Annotated in this window: 14 protein-coding genes; 10 read left to right on the top strand and 4 right to left on the bottom strand. The window is 39.6% G+C overall.

The window, feature by feature from the left end:
• Positions 1-108 precede the first annotated feature (108 nt).
• The 3 genes from AAA970_RS15745 (at position 109) to AAA970_RS15735 (ending at position 4,642) form a co-directional block, all read left to right on the top strand.
• On the top strand, positions 109-822 hold the full coding sequence (locus AAA970_RS15745) for a hypothetical protein (RefSeq protein ID WP_338237854.1): 714 nt from the start codon (positions 109-111) through the stop codon (positions 820-822).
• Positions 823-1,793: 971 nt separating this feature from the next.
• Positions 1,794-2,198 carry a response regulator gene (locus AAA970_RS15740; RefSeq protein WP_338237853.1) on the top strand — a complete coding sequence of 135 codons (405 nt, stop codon included), beginning with the start codon at positions 1,794-1,796 and terminating at the stop codon, positions 2,196-2,198.
• Positions 2,199-2,839: 641 nt separating this feature from the next.
• Entirely contained in the window at positions 2,840-4,642 is a 1,803-nt protein-coding gene (locus tag AAA970_RS15735) for a sensor histidine kinase (RefSeq protein ID WP_338237852.1), read from the top strand.
• Between the two features lie 81 nt (positions 4,643-4,723).
• On the opposite strand, the gene AAA970_RS15730 is transcribed toward AAA970_RS15735, so the two are convergent.
• Positions 4,724-5,782: an MBL fold metallo-hydrolase gene (locus AAA970_RS15730; RefSeq protein ID WP_338237851.1), complete on the bottom strand. Its 1,059-nt coding sequence runs from the start codon at positions 5,780-5,782 to the stop codon at positions 4,724-4,726.
• A gap of 301 nt (positions 5,783-6,083) precedes the next feature.
• Entirely contained in the window at positions 6,084-6,815 is a 732-nt protein-coding gene (locus AAA970_RS15725; protein WP_338237850.1) for a sterol desaturase family protein, read from the bottom strand.
• Between the two features lie 560 nt (positions 6,816-7,375).
• Between AAA970_RS15725 and AAA970_RS15720 the strand changes: the two genes are divergently transcribed.
• A complete protein-coding gene (locus tag AAA970_RS15720; RefSeq protein WP_338237849.1) occupies positions 7,376-7,951 on the top strand; it encodes a uracil-DNA glycosylase family protein in 576 nt (191 codons plus the stop codon).
• A 531-nt stretch (positions 7,952-8,482) separates the two neighbouring features.
• On the opposite strand, the gene AAA970_RS15715 is transcribed toward AAA970_RS15720, so the two are convergent.
• On the bottom strand, positions 8,483-11,743 hold the full coding sequence (locus AAA970_RS15715) for a sensor histidine kinase (RefSeq protein WP_338237848.1): 3,261 nt from the start codon (positions 11,741-11,743) through the stop codon (positions 8,483-8,485).
• Positions 11,744-13,153: 1,410 nt separating this feature from the next.
• On the opposite strand from AAA970_RS15715, the gene AAA970_RS15710 reads away from it, so the two are divergent.
• From AAA970_RS15710 to AAA970_RS15700, 3 genes are all read left to right on the top strand, one after another.
• Positions 13,154-14,068: a hypothetical protein gene (locus tag AAA970_RS15710; protein ID WP_338237847.1), complete on the top strand. Its 915-nt coding sequence runs from the start codon at positions 13,154-13,156 to the stop codon at positions 14,066-14,068.
• Positions 14,069-14,242: 174 nt separating this feature from the next.
• A complete protein-coding gene (locus AAA970_RS15705; RefSeq protein WP_338237846.1) occupies positions 14,243-15,187 on the top strand; it encodes a cation diffusion facilitator family transporter in 945 nt (314 codons plus the stop codon).
• A 142-nt stretch (positions 15,188-15,329) separates the two neighbouring features.
• Positions 15,330-15,524: a hypothetical protein gene (locus AAA970_RS15700; protein WP_338237845.1), complete on the top strand. Its 195-nt coding sequence runs from the start codon at positions 15,330-15,332 to the stop codon at positions 15,522-15,524.
• Positions 15,525-15,571: 47 nt separating this feature from the next.
• Here the strand turns inward: AAA970_RS15700 and AAA970_RS15695 are convergent, their stop codons facing one another.
• Positions 15,572-16,468 (bottom strand): anti-sigma factor domain-containing protein, encoded by an 897-nt coding sequence (locus AAA970_RS15695; protein WP_338237844.1) that lies wholly within the window; start codon positions 16,466-16,468, stop codon positions 15,572-15,574.
• A 245-nt stretch (positions 16,469-16,713) separates the two neighbouring features.
• Between AAA970_RS15695 and AAA970_RS15690 the strand changes: the two genes are divergently transcribed.
• The 3 genes from AAA970_RS15690 (at position 16,714) to AAA970_RS15680 (ending at position 20,597) form a co-directional block, all read left to right on the top strand.
• A complete protein-coding gene (locus tag AAA970_RS15690; protein WP_338237843.1) occupies positions 16,714-17,409 on the top strand; it encodes a response regulator transcription factor in 696 nt (231 codons plus the stop codon).
• Positions 17,410-17,418: 9 nt separating this feature from the next.
• Entirely contained in the window at positions 17,419-18,912 is a 1,494-nt protein-coding gene (locus tag AAA970_RS15685) for a sensor histidine kinase (protein ID WP_338237842.1), read from the top strand.
• 1,334 nt (positions 18,913-20,246) lie between these two features.
• Positions 20,247-20,597 (top strand): hypothetical protein, encoded by a 351-nt coding sequence (locus AAA970_RS15680; protein WP_338237841.1) that lies wholly within the window; start codon positions 20,247-20,249, stop codon positions 20,595-20,597.

Genomic DNA, 20,597 nt, shown 5'->3' with positions numbered 1-20,597 from the left:
TATTACATGACAAAAAAACGCATTATTGAACCCAAAAATTAGCTGTTCCTCTGGCCAAAGCTCACCAATTGCATTTCCAGTCGATTATTAATAAAAAGCACCGCCAACATGAAAACTATATTTTTAATTTTCCTACTCATCAGCAACATTTCCTACGCGGACAATCAAGCCACCACTCCTTACAATGCTACTGTGGTGATTAATCGACAATCTGTCAACTGTATCGCCTTAGAAGTCGCGATGGAGAAGGCATCGGCTGAAAAAGCATTTAAAGCCTTTATGAAAAAGGAAATGGGTATTAAGGTAAGAACCAAATCAGGGAAATTAACGAGTAAAAAGTTTCAATTCACTCAGGTCTCCAAGCACGATTTACAATTAACCGGCCATATAGACGGCCGAATTGAGGGTAGTACACTACACTTATTAATCCAAAATGATGAGTTGATGAATTTTACGGATGCCGGGGTCAACCCTATAGAAACCGCCATATTTATGGAAGTACTCGAAGACTTTGGCAGATTTACGGAATACCTTATGGTACAAGAAGAGCTAATCAAATTGGAAGCTACTTCCAAAAATCAAAAAGAAATCTATCAGTCCAATAAAAAAGCCATTAATACCATAAAAAGACATGAACAATACCGACAAGGCGGCCTGAAGCCATCCACCCGTGATCAAAAGTATGATGACAATATCAATCGGAAGGCAGCACTTGAGCATCTAAAAGTTTTAGATGAGGAAAACAAAAGAATTAAAAAAGACCTGAAAATACTCAAAAGTCAAATCAAAGAGAAAAAACAAGCTTTAGAGGCCTTCCAATAGGGAAGTGGAAGGATGAATTCCCTCTTAAGTGATCTTCAGGGGGATTTTTCACCCCCTTCACTTATACCAATTGACCCAAATTTTTTATGCTACAAACCTCCTTTAGCTACAAAGAGAGGAAAATGAAGGAATAATCACCAATTTCGAGTGTTTCCCAAGGAAGCAGATGAAGGAGTGGATAGCAAGCATACTTAAATTTGGGCTTTTTAAATTTTAGCAAAAAAATTATCCTTCCCTGACTAAAACCTCTTCAGCGTGTTTTATCGAGGCGAGCGATGAATACTTGAGGGTAGATCGCCCCCTTCTTTTTGGCATAAATCAAAGTGAAAGCTGTGAATAGCTTTTAAAATCACTCTATTAAAAGCCAATTTGATTAATGAAAGGGTTGTGGAAATAATTACAGCTATGGTGCTGTAAGGCTGCCACCACTATGGTCAAAGGCTGAGCAATAATCAAATTACCCCACTGAATTCTGGCTTTAATCTTCGACTTTCAAAAATCATAATTATAAAATATACCGCCATTTTTGAGTTAGTCTAAGCGTTTTTCTTTGAAAGCCAACCGTTAGATCAATGAATTGGTCAATCCATATTTAACCCGAATTATTCACTGCCATATTCATTAACTAATCGCAAATAATTTAATTTCAGTTCATTACATTTTTTTCTTTGATTTATAATAGCCCAAATTTGGGCAGGCTTGCTTTCTCCTCATACACTGTTTCGTTGGAAAAAATCGAAATAGGAAACTATTCCAACATTTTTTCCGCCTTACCGCAAACCGAGGATTTAAGCATGAATAAGCAGGGTTAATACACCTCCTCGACCTCTTCCCATTGTCCTCTCCTACCTCCGAGTGATAAATCATTGCACCTCTGTAAGAAAAAGCATTAAAAACATCAGAAATTCTCCTAATAGAACCCGAAATTTAATAATGAGGGAGAATGTTTTTAAATCGATAATTCCATTTATATGAAACCGATCAAAGAAGTGTTACTAATTGATGATAATGCAGCAGATAACTTTTACCATTCCATCATTTTAAAAGAAAGTGGGTATATAGAGCAAGTCAACATTGCAGAAAATGGGTTTGTCGCATTAGAAATGTTAAAAGGGCAAAATCATCAAATTCCAATTCAGCCTGATATCATTTTTTTAGATATCAACATGCCGGCTATGAACGGGTGGGAGTTTTTAAAAGAATTAGAAAAGATTTCCAGATTTAAAAAGAAAGATATTTTGGTCATTATGCTATCTACCTCGATAAACCCCATTGATGAAAGAAAAGCAATCGAATTTGAGGCAGTTTTAAAATTCCAGTCCAAACCTCTGGAAGCAGAGCATGTCCAAGCCCTGTTCAGCGAATTAGGGTATTGAGCCCATAAGGCTAAATAGTTTCCTATTTCCCTCTTTATTTTGAATAGAAATACCTTTTTTAACAAAATTTAAGCGAAAGACCTATAAAAAGAAAAAGTGCATAAATTTCTATGTCTTTATTTTTTTTCGCCTTCCTCAAACCCCTCTCATAGAACTACTTTCAAAGCTGGTTTAACTTAAATCACACCATAAATATTACATTATCAGTAAGTTGATCAACAAATACAGCTTTTTATCATGTTTCATTGCAATTTTGAATAACTAAATTGAGATCGCTATGAAGAAAAGATACCCTATTCTATGTCCCACTCCAATAGTTCTGCAAAAGCCCCCATTCGAAGACCATAGAGGTCAGTATAAAATCCATCATGCAATTCAATGAAGGTGTTTAAGATCGTGTTAAAAAGCCAGGATTCACGACTGCAAATTCGATTTATGAAATTTCATATTGACCCAGATCCCCAATAGCATCACTATGCTTACAATTTTGTCCAACATACCCTCCCAAAGATCCCATAGGTTAACTATTCGAATTTGAGCTGCGAAATCCAAACAGGGATAACAATTAAGCCCAAAACTACCAAAAACTTTCTTTAAGAATACTTGACTATTATCCTATCCTCCATTTCGAACCTAAGACTATGAAAACTACCAATTTACCTAGTCCCAAAGATATCACCCTGCTGACAGCTATCCTCTCCTTTACTATTGCCATTTTGGTGATTCTCGGATGGTTCTTGCAAATTCCATCATTGGTCCAATTGCACTATACTTTCGCCCCAATGCAGTTTAACACCGCACTGGGTTTTATGATCAGCAGTGTTGTCATTTTATTCTTATTGAATGACAACCGGGAATTTGCCAATACCATGGCCGCCGTTTTAAGTGGACTTGCCCTGCTTACGCTCATAGAGATCTTTTGGAATGTCAATCTAAATATTGATGAGATTTTTATTAAAGCCGATATCGTTACCAACACGAATACCCCGGGAAGAATGGCTCCCAATACCGCCATATCATTCCTGATGCTTGGGCTTTCAATATTATTACCTATTAAAAACACCAGGGCCTTACAATTTAAAGGTTTACTTTCCTCCCTGGTTTTTTGTATGGGCGCCTTGGCTTTTATTGGGTATATTCTAGGTTTGAACCCCGTCTATGGCTGGGGAAGTTATACCCATATGGCGCTGCACACCGCCGCGGCTTTCATGCTTTTAGGTGTAGGTTTATCTTTTTATTTTTGGGACCTGGAAAAGAAAATCCATAAAGCCCTAAATATCAATTACAACCCCTGGATCATTGGCTATGCTTTCAGTCTGGCCGGAATGCTGTTTTTATTAGACATCAGTATGCCTTTAGGTATCGCTGCCGGAGTCCCTTATATTTTGCTTGTACTCACGGGCTGGATTTTTAACAAGCCTGTTTACACCATATATTTAGCGGGCACTTCCATTCTGATGACGATCTTAGGCTATTTCCTTTCTCCTAGCTTTAGTCCTAACTGGATGGTGCTCATTAACCGCTTTTATGCGATCATTTCCATTGGAGTAGTTGCTGCATTGATTTATGTTTTGAAAAAAAGGGATCTTAAAATGAGACATTATCATGAAGAAATGGATCTGGAAATTATCAAGAGGACTCATGAGTTAGAAATGAAAAATAAACAATTAGAGGAATTTGCCTACATCATTTCCAATGATTTACGAGAACCTATTTTGACCACTATTGCCTTCACAAAACTGATGGAACAAAAGTTCCAATATTCCTCCGAACAGGGTGCGGATTTCAAAAAATTCCTCCATTATTTAAAGATGGCCAGCACTAAACTAGAAGGAGTCATCAACCAACTCATTGCTTATACCTCCCTGAATAAAAGCAGTAATTACGAAAAAGTAAACATCAACCTCCTAGTCGATAACGTATGTGAAAACCTGGCGGATTTAATCCTACAGCATAAAGCCCATATAACTTATACTACCCTACCGGTAATTTATGGCTATAAAAAAGAATTAAACCTACTCTTCTATCATTTAATAAAAAACGCCATAGAGAATAACATTCGTGCTCAGGAAAATGAGATCGTCATTATGGCCGACAAAACAGAATATGATTGGACTTTTTGTGTTAGAGATCATGGCAAAGGTATAAAACAGAAATACCTTGAGAGAATATTCATCCCCTTTCAATCCCTAGAAAATGACCGAAATCAAAAGACCGGCATGGGCCTGAACATCTGTAAAAAGATTATTGAACTGCATGGAGGCGCCATTTGGGCTGAATCCGTTATTGGAAAAGGCAGCAAGTTTTACTTTACCGTACCGACTATTGAAAAGCGTAAATTTCCCACTCCCAATAAAAGTAAGGATTGGAAAGAAGAACATAAAGATTTTCACCAGACGACTCAGATGATGGAAGCGCAAATCCTTGAAGGCCGGGAAGCCTAAAACACTAAGAACGTTTATAAAAGCATACCATCCGATTACAAATTCGAATTATTGCAAGTGATTTTGATTTTTAAACACGTTCTAAAGGTTTAAAACCTCAGATTCCCCATTTTTTAAAACGAAAAAAGGATGCGCGGTATCCTGTTCCTTCAGGGCCACTGCCAGTGCTTTAATTGGCGCGAACCGCCCCTCCAGGGTTAGTTGAAAAGTCCCATGATGAATGCCTAATGACTGACGTGAATGTAAATCGGCATGAGCTTTAACAGCTTCTTTAGGATTCATGTGAATATTGCCAAAGATCTGTCTGGGGTGATACCCCCCAATGGGCAATATAGAAAATTCCATTGGCCCATGCTTTTCAAATATTCGCTTAAACTGTTGGCCATAAGCGGAATCTCCGCAAAAATAAATCTTCTTCCCCGAGGGGTGTTCTATCACAAAACTGCCCCACAAAGTTCTATTCTGATCACTTAATGCCCTTCCGGAACAATGAATAGATTCCTCAAAATGTATATTCCATTCATTATACCGAATATATTCTCCCCAATCCAATTCAACACAATTCGTTAGACCAACACTTTTCATTAGAGCACGGTTCCCTAATCCGGTAATGACTAATGGAGCTTTTTTTTGCGTTGCACCAATATACTCCAAAGCCTTTAAGTCACAATGGTCATAATGATTATGACTTAATAAAACCATATCAATGGGTGGCAGAGCTTTCATATTTATCCCCGGGGCAGTTTTTCTTTTTGCACCAAAGGTGTTCAAGGGGCCGGCATAATCAGAAAACATGGGATCTGTAATAATATTTAATCCGTCCCATTGCAATAGGACTGTTGCATGTCCAATGAAAGTAACTTTTAATTGGTCGTCTCCTTCTTCAAAATTTCTTGGCTCAACAGTCAGGGAAGGTTTTTCAAAACTTAATGGCCATATTTCCCTGTCCTTAAAATTGCGCACCAACTGAACCAGCACTTTGGGAAAGTAGTTTTTTCCACCTGTACTATTTTTAAACTTTCGGCCTTCCAAATGCTCACTTTCTCCTCTATAAATGGAACCACGCAAAAATCTATCGGTCAAATAGCCCAATACCGCCGTTCCCAGGAGACCAAAAATAATAGGTTTCTTATTACTCATATTAGATTTATTCAAAATAGCACATCTGTAAGAATTTACTTTTTTTGGTATAAATTGTTTTCCACTGAGCGCGGTAAATTATGCCTTTTGGCAAATAAATCACCTTCATCTGTCCTTTTGGCACATTTAAATCCATCCCATTCGAAGCGAGATCGAAAAATGTATAGCAATTTTCGATCACTGTTTACATGAGCGATGCATTCTCCCAAACCATCGAATATTGCTTTTATTATACACCAAATTTTGGTTTCGAACTATGAACTTTAATCCGGCTCAGCATTATAGGATCAATCACAAAAATTTACTGCTGTCGATCGATATGGGGTTCTGCTGCATTTTTCGAATTTCCCGGTAGAATTCCATTATTTTCTGATTGTCGATGAGGCAAAAAAGGAATCTTTAGCAGCGGTAAAAGATGATCTGTCTCCTTTTGATCAAAATGGGTATCCAAACCAAAAATCAGAGCATGATGATCTTTTTGAGCAAAAGTACCCAAAATACGATCGAAAATAGAAAAAATATTCCCGTAGTTCTTGTCCGTCCAAGGTTGTTGAAAATGATGGTGTACCCGGTGCATTCCAGGAGTAACAAACACCCAGGAGAGCCCGCGGTCTAACCAAGCGGGAAGATTAATATTGCTATGATTGAATTGAGAAAATAAGACAGAAACAGACTGATATAATAATATAAACCAAAGCGGCGCTCCTAAAACCAAGACTCCGAATAAAGTAAAGATAAAACGCAAAACGCTTTCGCCCGGGTGATGCCGATTCGCTGTACTGGCATCTACCGATCGATCAGAATGGTGAATAATATGAAATTGCCACAGCCACTTAACTTGATGCTCGATAAAATGTGGCAACCATGCTGATAATCCATCCATTAGTACCAGGCCCAGGCTGGCGATCAAAATGGGCGAAAAGGAAAACCAATAAAAAAGTCCCCATTCATTTTGCTGACAGAACTCACTTAGTCCGAATAAAAGAGACGCCAAAGATAAATTCACCAGGGCGGTAGTTAAGGTAAAAAACACATTTAGCGCTGTATGCCTCCCTCGATGAAAGGCATATTTGAATAAGGGGAAGCAATATTCCATAAACAAGAAAAAAGTAAGACCTCCGAAAAGTATAATTGACCGATGCAAGGAGGGCATGGAGGAAAAATAATCCATTATAGAATTCATCATTTTTTCTGGCTTGAATCATTTACAAAAAGTCGATTTCGATTTCGTCCCAGAGTGAAAATACATCTTTAAAAATCATGCATAAAAGCAAAATTAATCCCTATATAACCTATACTTCTTTATAGCTAAAAAAAGCGGAAACTTTCAAAATTTCGGTCTCCGAAATAAATTCCTGCAATGGGTTAGAGCGGTTTAAAAGCCAAAATTCGCAGCAAAATTTGATTATCACAAAAGCGATACCCGATCATTTTGAGAGAATAACATTGCTATTGTTGAGAAATTATCCAAAATCGCTTCCAATAATTAGAATTTGCAACCGGATGATGTGCTTTTAAGCATGCTCTAAATCCTGCATTGAAACATCTTTTCACCCTTGGACTTATTTAGAATATACAAAAAAAAATATTCATTTGAAATCACTCCTCCATAGCATCAGGCAATGTCAACATTGTGCGGATTTATTACCTCAAGCCCCAAACCCCATATTGTCTGCCCATCCGGAAAGCAAGATTATTGTGGTTGGGCAAGCTCCGGGAAGACAAGCGCATTTAAGTCAGCAAGCCTGGAATGACAAAAGCGGAGACCGCCTTCGAGACTGGCTAGGGGTGGATCGTATGCAATTTTATGACGATCACAATTTCGCTTTGATGCCGATGGCCTTTTGTTTTCCAGGCACAGGAACTTCCGGGGACTTCCCGCCCCCAAAAGCATGCGCCCCTAAATGGCACCAACAACTATTGGGGGAGATGAAACAGGCACAACTATTACTTCTCATCGGTAATTTTGCTCAGCAATATTACCTCAAGCACCTTCCCTACAAAAATTTAAGCGCACGCGTTCGAAATTTTGAAAACTTTCTGCCTAAATATTTCCCTTTACCACACCCTTCTCCGAGAAACAACTTATGGCTCAGAAAAAACCCTTGGATGGAGGACCTAGTCGTTCCAAAACTGAGAGAAATCGTATACCGAGTCCTATCTTGTTAAGGTAATGATCCGGAAAATACTCACATACTATCCCAAGTTGATATTTGTAATGTATAGAGGCTAAAAATCAGCCGTTCCTCACTTAATAAGTGATGGATTTGGTTAATTTTATTTTAAGGAAATTTAAAAACCCATGAAAGAAGATCAGACCGGAACAGCGCAAGACAATCTACTATTTTTTCACTGCCTAATCTCCAACGAAATTAACGCATTGACAGAGATGGAAATCTACATTTACAGGCTAATCCATAGGCCGACAGAATTTAAGCGACGCTCTATTCAAAACAAATTAAATCAAATTCAAAAACGAAAAGAGCGGTTAAAATACCTATTAGATCAAACTGTATCACAAGCGATTTAAAGTGTGGTAAAAACCATAACAACCGACCTCAATTGCGTATTTACAGGATCGATTTTAAATTTTTTTCCCGAAAACATACGCACTATTTACTCAAAGTAAACAGGATTGCCTCTCCGATACGCCCAATTTTTCTGTAAATTTTGGCATTTTATCAAAAGCCTAACCACAAATCAGGAGGGAATTTTTTTGTTGGCGATTTGGCTTTGCTTTTCCCCTTCAGCGAAATTGCCATTAAGGGATAAAGTCAATTCAAAGCAGGCCCCCTCCGTATACGCTTCATTATAGGATATTTCTGCCCCCATCGCTTCCGCGAGCGTCTTACAAATTGATAAGCCCAAACCAATGGATTGCTCCCCCCCGGTAGGTTGAGCGCTTAATCTCTGAAATTTCTTAAATAATAAATGTTGTTCCTCCTCCTTCACTCCTTCTCCTTCATCCGCAACGGAAATCACGAGTTCGGATTTCCCCTTTTCTTCTACCGTCACAAACACAGAAGCCCCTTCCGGACTGTACTTTAAGGCGTTGGAAATGAGGTTTTCCAAAATCTGCTTCAAATAACCCCGATCACCAAAAGCACTCAAGTCACCTGCAGACTCAAAAAAACACTGGATAGATTTCTTATCTGCCAATTTTTCAAAGTGTTCCTTCAATTCCTCCATCAAAGGCTGAAGTGCCACCACCCGCAATTTCATCTCATGAATTTTATTTTCCGCTACCCGGGCATTCAATATCTGCTGGATCATCTCATTCATCCGCTCCAAATTCTTATTCAGCTGTTGAACGCACTGCGTCTGGTCTTCCCCTAATTCCTCCTCAGCAAGAATGCCCCCCATGGTTAAGGCACTGGTTAATGGATTTCGTAAATCATGCGCCACTATGCTAATCAGGTGATTCTTCTCATGATTCAGTTTTTCCAGCTGAGCATTTTTCTTTTTAATTTTCTCACTGGCATTTTTTATAGATTGATTCTGATGTACTATTTCATCCTTTTGTTTGGCAATTTCCTTCGTTCGCCGTGCTACTTTTTCCTCCAGAATCCTGGCCTCTCGCTGCACTGTCTTTATCCGTATTCTAGAATACGTCCATCCTCCAATAACCACCAAAACAAGGAGCATCAACCACCAAAAGGGATGTTCCCACCAAGAAGGGATTACCTGAAAATTATAAATGGTACTTTTATTCCACTCCCCACGAGGATAACGCGCCCGTATTTCAAGCTGATAGGCCCCGGAACCTAATTCGGAAAACTGAATTTCACCTAGATTGGTGGGTAAAGACCATTTTCCATCATTCAGGCGCCACTGAAATTCCACCATATTGGGCTGAAAATAAGTGTAAGTTTCAAATTTTAAACTCAGCTGTCCCATTTGCTTTGGTAAGCGCAAATCCACCGGTACGCCATGTCGGTCTACCGAAGCGGTATAATCGCTAAATGGAGGAGAACTCCAGTTCACTCCCTCAAAATCAATATCCACATTCGAAATTTGCACAGGGGGAACGGCCGGAGGTTGTTGATCATAGCCGGCCTGATACATCATGACTCCTTTGATGGTCCCAAACCAAAGGCGGCCATCGGAGGAGGCCAAAGCACTGCCCCCATTGTTTTCCAATCCTGTGAAACCATCATTCTCATTATAATTCCGAATATTGTTGATACTACCATCAGCATTAAAGGTCACTTTATCCACGCCTTTCTGCAGGCCTATCCAAATATGACCTTCTTGATCCGTAATAATTGAATAAGCATTATCAGAACTTAGCCCACTGGCCTTATCCAACCCCATCCACTGGCCTCCATCATAATACCAAACCCCACCACCAAAAGTGGAGGCCCAAATTCGTCCAAAATGATCTTCGGTCATCTGGGTGATTTGTTGCATCGCCACCTGACGAGTGGAATCGGTAAACTGTATGGCCTCAAAAACTTCCCCTTCTTTGGATTTTACCTGTGCGGGAATAAAATAACCAAGTCCGCCTCCGTGATAGGAGAACCAAATGCGCTCCTGACTATCGACAAAAAGGGTATTCATATAATAGCCTTCCTTGGATGTCATCTTTACCTCAACAGGCCGCGCTAAACCATTTTTGTAAACATAAAAACCCTTGCCTCTTACATGATACCATAATTCTTCTCCCAGCTGAGCTGGAGGAGTCAATATGGCTTTGCTCCGCCCGGCAAATTGCTGATTAACGTTGGTCAGTTGGTGGCCATCATATAAAAAATACCCACGAGAGGCAGAAATCAACACCTTGTTTCCTTCAAAGGGAATTATACTGCTCACTAAGCCCATGGAAATTTCTTTATTCTCATTCAATACTTTAAGCACTTGATGATCTCGCATCACCGTGAGTACGCCCTGGCCGGATCCAAGCCAAATATTGCCTTGAGCATCTTCCCCAATTCCACGAACAAAATTATTCCCTATCCCCATTTGCTCATTGAAAGCCACAAAAGGCATAATGGATAACTTAAAGCAGCCCTCGCCGGAAGTGCCCACCCAAATGTTCCCCTCCCGGTCCGGTTTCATACAAAACACATTGGGAATTCGGGAATGAGACAAATCCTTTATGCTTTCAAAATGTCCTTCCTTCCATCTGCCAGCCAACCTATCATTATGAGAACTGATCCAGAAATAACCATTGTCATCCTTAAAAACTTCTCCTATACCTGCATCATTTCCGCTAGGGGACCAACCGATTTCCCGCACCTTGCCCTGCTCAATGACCATAATTTTGGAATGAGTATGCGAATCATAAACATTAACCCACCACTTCCCATCCTCCTCCCGGTACATGGGAATCAATACTTTTTGCTGCAATTCCGGATAAGGAATTTCATATGGTACCCACTGCTGATTTTTCAGCCTAAAATGGCCCTTGGCCAGGGAAATGAAAAAATCACCCTCCGGGCCGGGCCCCATATAATAAAATTCGCCTGCCTCCGGTAGTGGGAATGGTGTCCACTTACCCTCTATTAGCTGAAAAATATGCATTGCTCCCTTACGATCAACCAAAAGTACGGTCAGGAATCCATCCTGGCTAAATCGGGTCATTAAGACTTTCACCACCGCGATATTTTCCGGAAATGGAAAATGCTGCAATAATTGATTTTTCAAACTACTCACCCCCTTGGCGTGGGCAAAATAAAGAGTACTGTCCTTCCCCTCCGTAATAGTGTAGATGATATTCACCGGAAGGCCATCTCCTTTGTCCCATACCCGGAAGGTTTTCCCATTAAATTTGACCACCCCTCCACCGTTTGTGGCCATCCAGATGCCACCCTCTTTATCTTGTAAGATATCCCAAACTTCAGACTGGGGAAGCCCTTGTTCCAGACTATATTGAGTAATTTGATACTCCTGGGCGCCAGCCTCAAAAGCCAAACTGCTAAACAAAAATACGATAATACAAAAAGGTATCCGAAAGATCATAGGAGGCATTGAAAGTAGTATGCTTAAATTTAAGCATTACTCGGCTGTCAAATAAAAAAAAATTGTTAAAAATCCTTAAGGAATCCGGATGGGATGAATTAAAATCCAAAATATCCTTTGAAAGTCCGAGACGTACAGGAGAGAAGATTATCCCGGATTAATGACATAGTGGATCAAAAAGCCAGGCTAAAATTTTAAATATCGGGCTGTAATGGATAGTTTTTCTGATTTTTTAACCACACAGATTTAGGGTAGCCTATTTCCTCCTCCTTCATCTGCATCCCAGAGAAAAACTGTAAATGAGTAACCATTATTATATTTAATCTAACTTGTGGCAAAACGAAGATTGTAGCCTGATTATTTGGTTAATGAAAGAAGAAAACGCCACTATTATTGTAAAACCATCCCGAATCAGTTTCAGTAGAATGGATTAACTTGAGGCGCGGTGATTTTCAAAAGTCGTCAATAGTGTTCAATATATCATGAATAGGTATTTTTTAACAATAGAGGGGCTGCCGCCATAAAAAAATCACGTTTTTGGCTCATTTGGGTATTATTCCAGTTCAAAAAACCTGTCTATAACCCTTGCATTACCTGAGCCCTGATCATAATTCCTAAAATTCTAAAGATTGAAACAATGGGTTTTGCAGTAACTTTGGAAACCAAAATATACAGCGCCATTTTCCTAAAAAATACAGAGGAGAGTTGAAAAAGAATTTCCCAGTATTTAAAACAACAATTTCTATTTTTATAATTCTTTTGAAATGAGAGTTTATTAAAAAAATGCATCCGCTTTGCTCCATTATTTGAAAAAGTACCTCCCCATGATTGCCTGTTTAATCATTTTACTTAAAACTGAAAAAACTTACATGCGTGCCTTTTTGGGATATTTTATCAAAACTCACAAGATTCCACTTAAGAACCCTCCCACTCTCCTACCTCACCACTAAGCTATTAACGCATATCGAGAACCCACAAACCAATTCCATATCCCAATCCGCCTCCACCCCTAAAATAATCCCATTTAACCAGCGCCTAGGCTCCATAACAAAAAATTACCACAAGTCCATTGAACAAAATATTCCTTTGTGACAACGTAAGAAAATCAATCTCTCCAAGTGATAAAGGTAAATATTGCCTCCTAATCCGAAATAATTAATGTCAAATATTAATTATTTTTAAAGGTAATATTGGCATTCGACAAGCTGTATGAAAGGAAAGATAAATGGATAATCAGTCCAAAAAAAATGAAACTTTTATTAAAAAAAATTAAATATTGCGCGAATTACAGCTGAATTTTGACACTTAATTCTAAATAATATTCAACCCAACTCAACTTTTTAAACAATTTTTAGTATATATGATAAAATAGATACTACTTACAGGAAATAATAAGGTAAATTATTCGTGATGATCAATCAAATTGACCCTTCAAAAATTCAAGGTCCGCACGTTCGGACCACACGTCAGGCATATCCAAACCTGGAAGACTTCAAATACATTCTTTCTGTACTCAAGATCGATACGAAACAAGAATACCAGGCTTTTCTTGCGGATTTAGATTTTGATGCCTTTGAAGAGAAATTTGGATTTATGTTATCCAAAACACCTTCCAATATTTATGGTCCGGAGAAAAACTACTTTAAAAGGAAGGAGCGTGCTGCCAACCGTCCTAACCCAAGTGGCGGAACTGGCAAAAAACGTGGGCCGGTTTCTCGCTTAATGCCTTATGAAGAAGCCAGAAATATCATTATTGATTATCAAAAACGTCATGGGAAATTTGACACGAATAGTCAATTCCAATTTTGGCTCAAAAACAATCGCCCAAAAGGCTTCCCTTCAAATGTTTATCAGTCTTACGGCCCTCTCTTCCTGGCGGAGGGGAAAAAATTCAATCTTTGGGATTTCTTAGCCATGCCAGAGGACGTAGTTGCGCCGAAGCGTAAAACTGCCTCTAAAAAGTCGCCTAAGCGCCCTGCCGCCACGGAAGAGAAAGAGACCGCTGTTGCTAAACCACAGAAAACCAAAACAAGTGCCACCAAAAAAGCGGCAAGTAAACCCTCAACAGCCTCCAAAAAAACAGAAGAAGCCGCTAATGACTATATGAGCTACCGAGCGGCAAAAGCTTTTATTACGAAGTGGCAAAAAAATAACAAAAAACTCACTAGTAAATCTTTTAAAGAGTGGTTAACTACTGATCAGCGGCCGACGGGATTCCCGGAAGACGCTATTAAGTATTATAGCGAAGAAAGAAAAGCTAAAAAACAAAAGTTTTTAATCTCTGAATTTCTGTCCTTTAATGTAAAAAAGGCCACCAAAAAATAAGCGTAAATTATTCCCCATAAAATCCTGCCTCTGGGCAGGATTTTTTTTTATCGCTACTTCTTAAACAAAAAGCCCTTCATTTCCTTTAGCTCCTTACAACTAAATGAATAATAATTCCTGTAGATAACACCCTTATTTTCTACCTATACCTACTCACAAAACCCCCTACCCATAATGGCTGGATCATCAAAAAAAGCAATATACGGAGCGATCATCGCAAATACAGGCATTGCTATCAGCAAGTTTACTGCCGCCTTTTTCACAGGCTCCTCCGCCATGTTATCTGAAGGAGTTCATTCGCTGGTAGATACCGGAAACGGGCTTTTATTGCTATTTGGTATCAAACAGAGTAAAAAACCCGCAGATGCACAACATCCATTTGGGTATGGGAAAGAAATTTTCTTTTGGAGTTTTATTGTTGCCATGTTAATTTTTGCCCTTGGAGGAGGCATAGCACTTTATGAGGGCATCCAGCACTTACTCCATCCAGTGCCCATGGGTGATCCAAGCTGGAATTATATTGTGCTCATCCTGGCTTTAATTTTCGAGGGATCAGCCTTACGGGTAGCATTGAAAGAGTTCAAAAAAAGTCGGGGAAATGCAGGATTTATTCAGGCTTTACGTGACAGTAAAGATAGTGGAACGGTCGCGATTGTTATTGAAGATGCCGCCGCCTGCATTGGCCTTGTGATTGCCCTGATCTGCGTCACCTTAGGTCACTTTACAGGGATTGTCTATTTTGATGGGCTCGGCTCCGTATTAATTGGCTTGCTACTGGTGGGAGTATCCACCTTCTTCGCGGTAGAATGTAAGGGGTTGTTGATTGGAGAAGGATTACAAGCAGATGATCTGAAAACAGTGCAACATATTCTAATCAATGAAAAAGGGGTGAGCCGAGCAGAAAAACCCCTGAGCCTATATTTTGGCCCAAATGAAGTGCTTTTAAATGTGGAAGTAGATTTTGATAATCATCTTACCGCCGAACAGGTAGAGCAAACGATCCAATCTCTGGAACGAAAAATTAAAAATGCCCTGCCAGTCATCAATAAAATCTTCATAGAAGCCGACAAGCTCATAACGACTCCAAAATCAAAAGGCGATTCGGACTCCTCAGATTAGTTTTTTTCCATTGGGATACGGTTCGTTTCAAAGAATTTCCTGACGCATCGGTTTGATTATCAATTTTTACAGCAAAACCCCTCTGGAGTAACTCATTTCAATCATTTGATCAGTTTGGTTTACTTTTTGCGAAGCTGAACACATGAAATCGATTAAAAACATACTCACGAAAAATTTAGCCTTACAACATTTAAAGAATGAATTGTGCTTGCAGGCTTTACAAATAGAAAAAATACCATCCTGTTCAAAAAATCCTGCCGCCAGATTGAATATTATTGGCATTGCAGTAGGCCATCTGGATCAGCAAATGAATAATTTGCAGGACTTGAAAAAATAAAGCTGCGAAATCAAATTCCGCAGCTCAAAACAGATCAGATTAAAGCATTATTGTATCGTTCTGCTAACAGTACCCATAGGGAAGCTGTCCTCCACATAGTCACCAAAATTCACCGGTCCCATACCGTCCAAATCTTCCGGAATCGTTTGAAACAAAGGCTTTAAGGTAAATGGCGCCGGGCTATTGTCCGGGAAAGGCTCAATAGAAATTACAGCTGGTCGATTACGAATGTCTGTCGGGAAAGTTAAACCATCAGGAGCATTCAGCAGGAAATCTTCCCCGGGAAAAGCAGGTGCAGGGCCATCACCCGAAAAAGGCGCGCTATCATCATTGCCTTCCAGGCTAGTAAAGGTACCCGTAGTCACCGGCACGCCATCAATCACCACCCAGCCTTCGTATTTCCAACCGTCATTCAGTTCCGGTAATTCCAAAGAAGACATTCCCTCCTCCGGATCTAAAAACCAGATACCACTATAAGCTTCACTCTCGTCACCAGAACCGGTAGGTGCTGCCACGATAAAACTTCCCCCAACGTTATCAAAACTGGCCGCCACAGGTGCAGTACTCATTGTCGCCGAATTATTCACAAAATCCCCCGCAAATAATTTTGTCGCTGCCGGAGCTGGATCATTATCGGGTACCGGTTCAATCGAAAGCACAAAAGTGGTCGCTGACTCCAGGGTTTCCATCTCCACCTCAAATTCCGACTGGGATAAATTCCCATCACCGTCCACGGTAAAAGTCCCGGTACTTACCGGTGCACCATCCACGATTAACCAGCCTTCATAGGCAAAATCAGCGCCCAGATCTTCCAAGCCGTCAAAGTCCAGGTTGATGGTGGAAGCCGAAGGCAAATTAACAGGGTCTCCATTATCATCATCATTACAGGCAGCGAATAATACCATCAATGCCAGGATCAGGGCGTTAAGTTTTAGATTTTTCATTTTTTTATCATGTTTCATTGGTCATATACCCCAATTAACGCCTCCAAGCTAACGCCCCACTCACAACAGCTTCACATTAGCATAAACACTATATCACAGAACTGTGACATTTGGGAAGAAACAAGCCTTGGAAGCCCTAGAATGGCTATTTTAACAAGTTTTTGCCGCTAGGTAACACAGCCGACATTTTTTAAAAAAAGCAGGCATTCCCGTCTATCCCCTGTATAAAAATCGTAATTTCTACTATGAAAAAAGTACTGATCATCGAAGACGATCCCGAAATCGTCCAACTCTTAACCATACATTTAAAAGACCTGAATTGTGAATGTCAATCTGCTGATAATGGTGCCGATGGACTAAAAATGGCCTTGATGGAAGACTTCGACTTAATCATTCTGGATGTATCCCTTCCTCAAATGGACGGAATTGAAGTATGCAAAAATCTTCGTTCGGAAAAAGCCACTCCGATCATTATGCTTACAGCAAAAAGTGAGGAGATTGACCGGGTGTTGGGCTTGGAAATGGGGGCGGATGATTATATGACCAAACCTTTTAGCCTTCGGGAATTTATTGCCAGGGTCAAAGCCATTTTCCGGAGAACACAGATGATTGCTGAAAGCCTGCAACCCCTCAGCCCACATTTGGAATATGATAACATTTCCATTCAAATTGAGAAAAGGAAAGTGATGGTGGCCGGAAAAAAGGTCGAACTTTCTCCCAAAGAATTCGACCTCCTGGTATTAATGGCGAGCCATCCGGGACGAAATTATTCCCGATCAGATTTACTGAAGTTGATATGGGGCTATGATTTTGAGGGTTATGAGCATACCGTGAATAGCCATATCAACCGACTACGCTCCAAAATAGAGCCGGACATGACCAATCCTACCTACATACTGACGACCTGGGGCGTAGGATATAAATTTAATGAAGAACTGTAATCATCCATCATGCAAAACAAGCCTACTTTAAGTAACCGACTGATTGTAAAACTGTCGATTACTTTTTTCATGATTATCCTGCTTATCGGGGCAGCATTTCTAAAAATATCCACTCATTATAGTGCGCAATATTTTAGTGAAAGCCTGCAAAAGCTCAATGCCAATCTAGCCAACCACTTAATTGAAGAAAAATTCACCAATGAACGCCCATTTCTGGAAGACGGTTCGGTTAACAAACCATTGTTTGGAGATTTAATGCATGATATGATGGCCGTCAATCGGGCCATAGAGGTGTACCTGCTCAATGAGCATGGGGAAATTTTATATTCGGTCGTGCTGGATCACAGTGACCCCAACAATCCGATGGAGCAGGTTAATTTAAGCCCGGTAAAAGAGTATCTGGCTACAGGAGGTCAACAATATATTTTGGGGGACAACCCCAGAGACCGCTCCGAGCCCACTATTTTCTCCGTTGCCCCTTTTGAGTATGAAGGACGAAAAGGCTATATCTACATTGTTTTAGCTGGCCAAACCCTTGAGGCCATTCAGGCTTCCTTATCTTCAAGTTACTTCTTTAAAGGAGGTTTGACCGCCATGACCTACGTCTTAATTTTTGCGCTGATTACCGGTTTATTATTCATTTGGTTTTTAACACGCAACCTTCGGGAAATCATTTTTCAGGTGAATCGCTTTCAGGAGGGAGACCTCAAAGCAAGAGTCCCACAGGCCGAAAAAAACGACCTCTTCGCTTTGGCATTGGCCTTTAATAAAATGGCGGATAAAATCGTCTCGGATATGGAGAAAATCAAGTCGGTGGATGTGATGAGAAGAGAATTAATTGCCAACGTATCCCATGATCTGCGCACTCCATTAGCCATTTTGCGCGGTTATACCGAAACTTTACAGATGAAAAGTGATAGCCTGAAAGAGGCAGATAAAAATAAATATTTAGACATCATTCACAATAGTTCTGAAAAGCTTTCCAATATGGTGGCGCAATTATTCGAATATTCTAAACTAGAGGCCAAACAGGTAGAGGCCCACAAAGAGGCTTTTTTGATTACGGAATTAGCTCATGATCTGCAGGCAAAAAATAAAGTATTGGCGGACCAAAAAAATATTGAACTCAAACTCGAGATGGAAGGAAAAATCCCTTTGGTTTTTGCAGACATTAAACTGGTAGAACGTGCTATTCAGAACCTCATCGATAATGCCCTGAAATTCACGCCGGAAAATGGAGAAGTAGTCATTGGTCTGGATGCTTCACCGGAGTTTGTTCAGGTCATGATCAAAGACAGCGGAAAGGGAATACCAGAGGAGGATCAATCCTACATCTTTGAACGATACCGTCAATCCGATCAACAGAAAGCAAAGCTGGGTGCTGGACTGGGCTTAGCTATTGTTAAAAAAATTCTGGAAATACATGAATCTACCATCAAGGTAGAAAGTGAACCGGATCAGGGAACAGCATTTTTCTTTGCTCTGCCTGCTTACAAAGTTTAGTTGCCACCCCCAAGGTCATAAACCCAAACTATATCTATCCAATTTAAAACAGAATAGCGGGCATATAGTCCGCTTTTTCTATATGTAGCCAAAATATCGATATACCCTTACTATCAAGCTTTGTTCACAAAAAGCTAAATGGTTTCTCCCCTCCGGTGTAAACAATATTTTATCTTTTCTTTCCCGTAACTAATAAAAAATTAACCCGGATTATTCATGCTAAAATCCTCGTATAGCTATAAGGCGGAAAAAAGGTGGTGATGGCTGCTCACCGGTAGTTTCATCCGTGGCTGTTCTCCCTTTGATCGAGGCCGGAATGTTGAAGTGAGCCTTAGAACGAGATTAAAAGCACACCATCAGGCTGAAAATTCGAATTATTGTTAGCGATTTTTGATAATTTTTCAACAATAGCGATGCTATTCTCTCAAAATAATTGGGCATCACTTCTGCAATAATCAAAATTTCGCTGCGAATTTTGGCTTTTAAACTCGCTCTAAGGTAGTAACCTAACTAATCAACAAATATATAATAAAAGCCTATATGCCACTGGCCCCTTCCTTTAATTTGACCATAGGTAACTCCATGCAACAGCCTTACAACTACACAAGGTAAGTCCTCCGATTTTTTTTCAATAAAAACATCAAGTCCAAAAAAGGAAAAGTACATATCACCACCTTCTGCTATAAATTTAAAAAACATGCTATCGAAAAGGTAGATCAAAAAGCGGCTCAATGTGATAAAACAGCCTGACTATACAAAAAACAAATATATTCTTCCTATAAATTCGTTTTCCCATAGCTTGATTTACACCAAAACATTTGGAAAAAAATTCGAATTAAGGCCTTTTATTTTGAATAAAAACACGATAATGCCGTGAACACCCCTCTTTCCTGAAGCAAAATTATATCTGAAATAATTAAATTTCAATAAAGATTTCTATCTCTTCAACATTCTCAATGGAATTTCTCCAATCTACCAGACCACAGAAAAAAAATAACCGAAAGAAGTATTAAAAAAGCCCAAAAAAACTAATCCTTTTGAAACAAATAAAACCAAAACTAGCAGACGATGCCCAGCCGCTGAATAGCATTTCAAAAAATAAGTATTTACGGAAAATAAGCCCATGTAAGAAAATAGCGATTAATAAAAATACAAATTGAAGTAATTCGTGTTAATGAGGTTAAAACCATAAAATTAAGGATGTAAGGCCTTTTTAAATTATAAAATGGCGAATCCATAATCTAAAACAAGCCAACTCATTTTTCATTAAATAACTTCCAATGAAAAACGCTATCACTCTCCTATTATTAACAATTGCTCTAAACCACACTGTTTTGAGCCAATCCTCAAGCGATAAGCAATTGGTTTTCTCCACATGTCTTCAGCTTATTCAGGAAGAATTACCGGAACTTCAACAGCATTCCTTACTGCAATCCAACCAACCGCAGGGTGTTTTCACTGACCAACAACAGGTGGGCAATTGGACTGTAAACATTTACACCAAAAACAAATCTGATCATTTACCGACTCTAGACTTCTATATATATGAGGTAAAAGAAAATAAGGCGCGTCTGGACTTCACGGTTTATGGAGAAGATCAAAACCCTATTAGATGGTACTATATGGAGTTCCAAAAGGAAGCAGAGGAATGGAACCTGACTAACATTAAAACGAAATCGATATAG

Origin of the sequence: Persicobacter diffluens (assembly GCF_036244895.1) — a bacterium.
Taxonomy (GTDB): Bacteria; Bacteroidota; Bacteroidia; order Cytophagales; family Cyclobacteriaceae; genus Persicobacter; species Persicobacter diffluens.
Note: the sequence above shows the minus strand (reverse complement) of the source record. Positions and strands in the feature narration are given on the sequence as shown.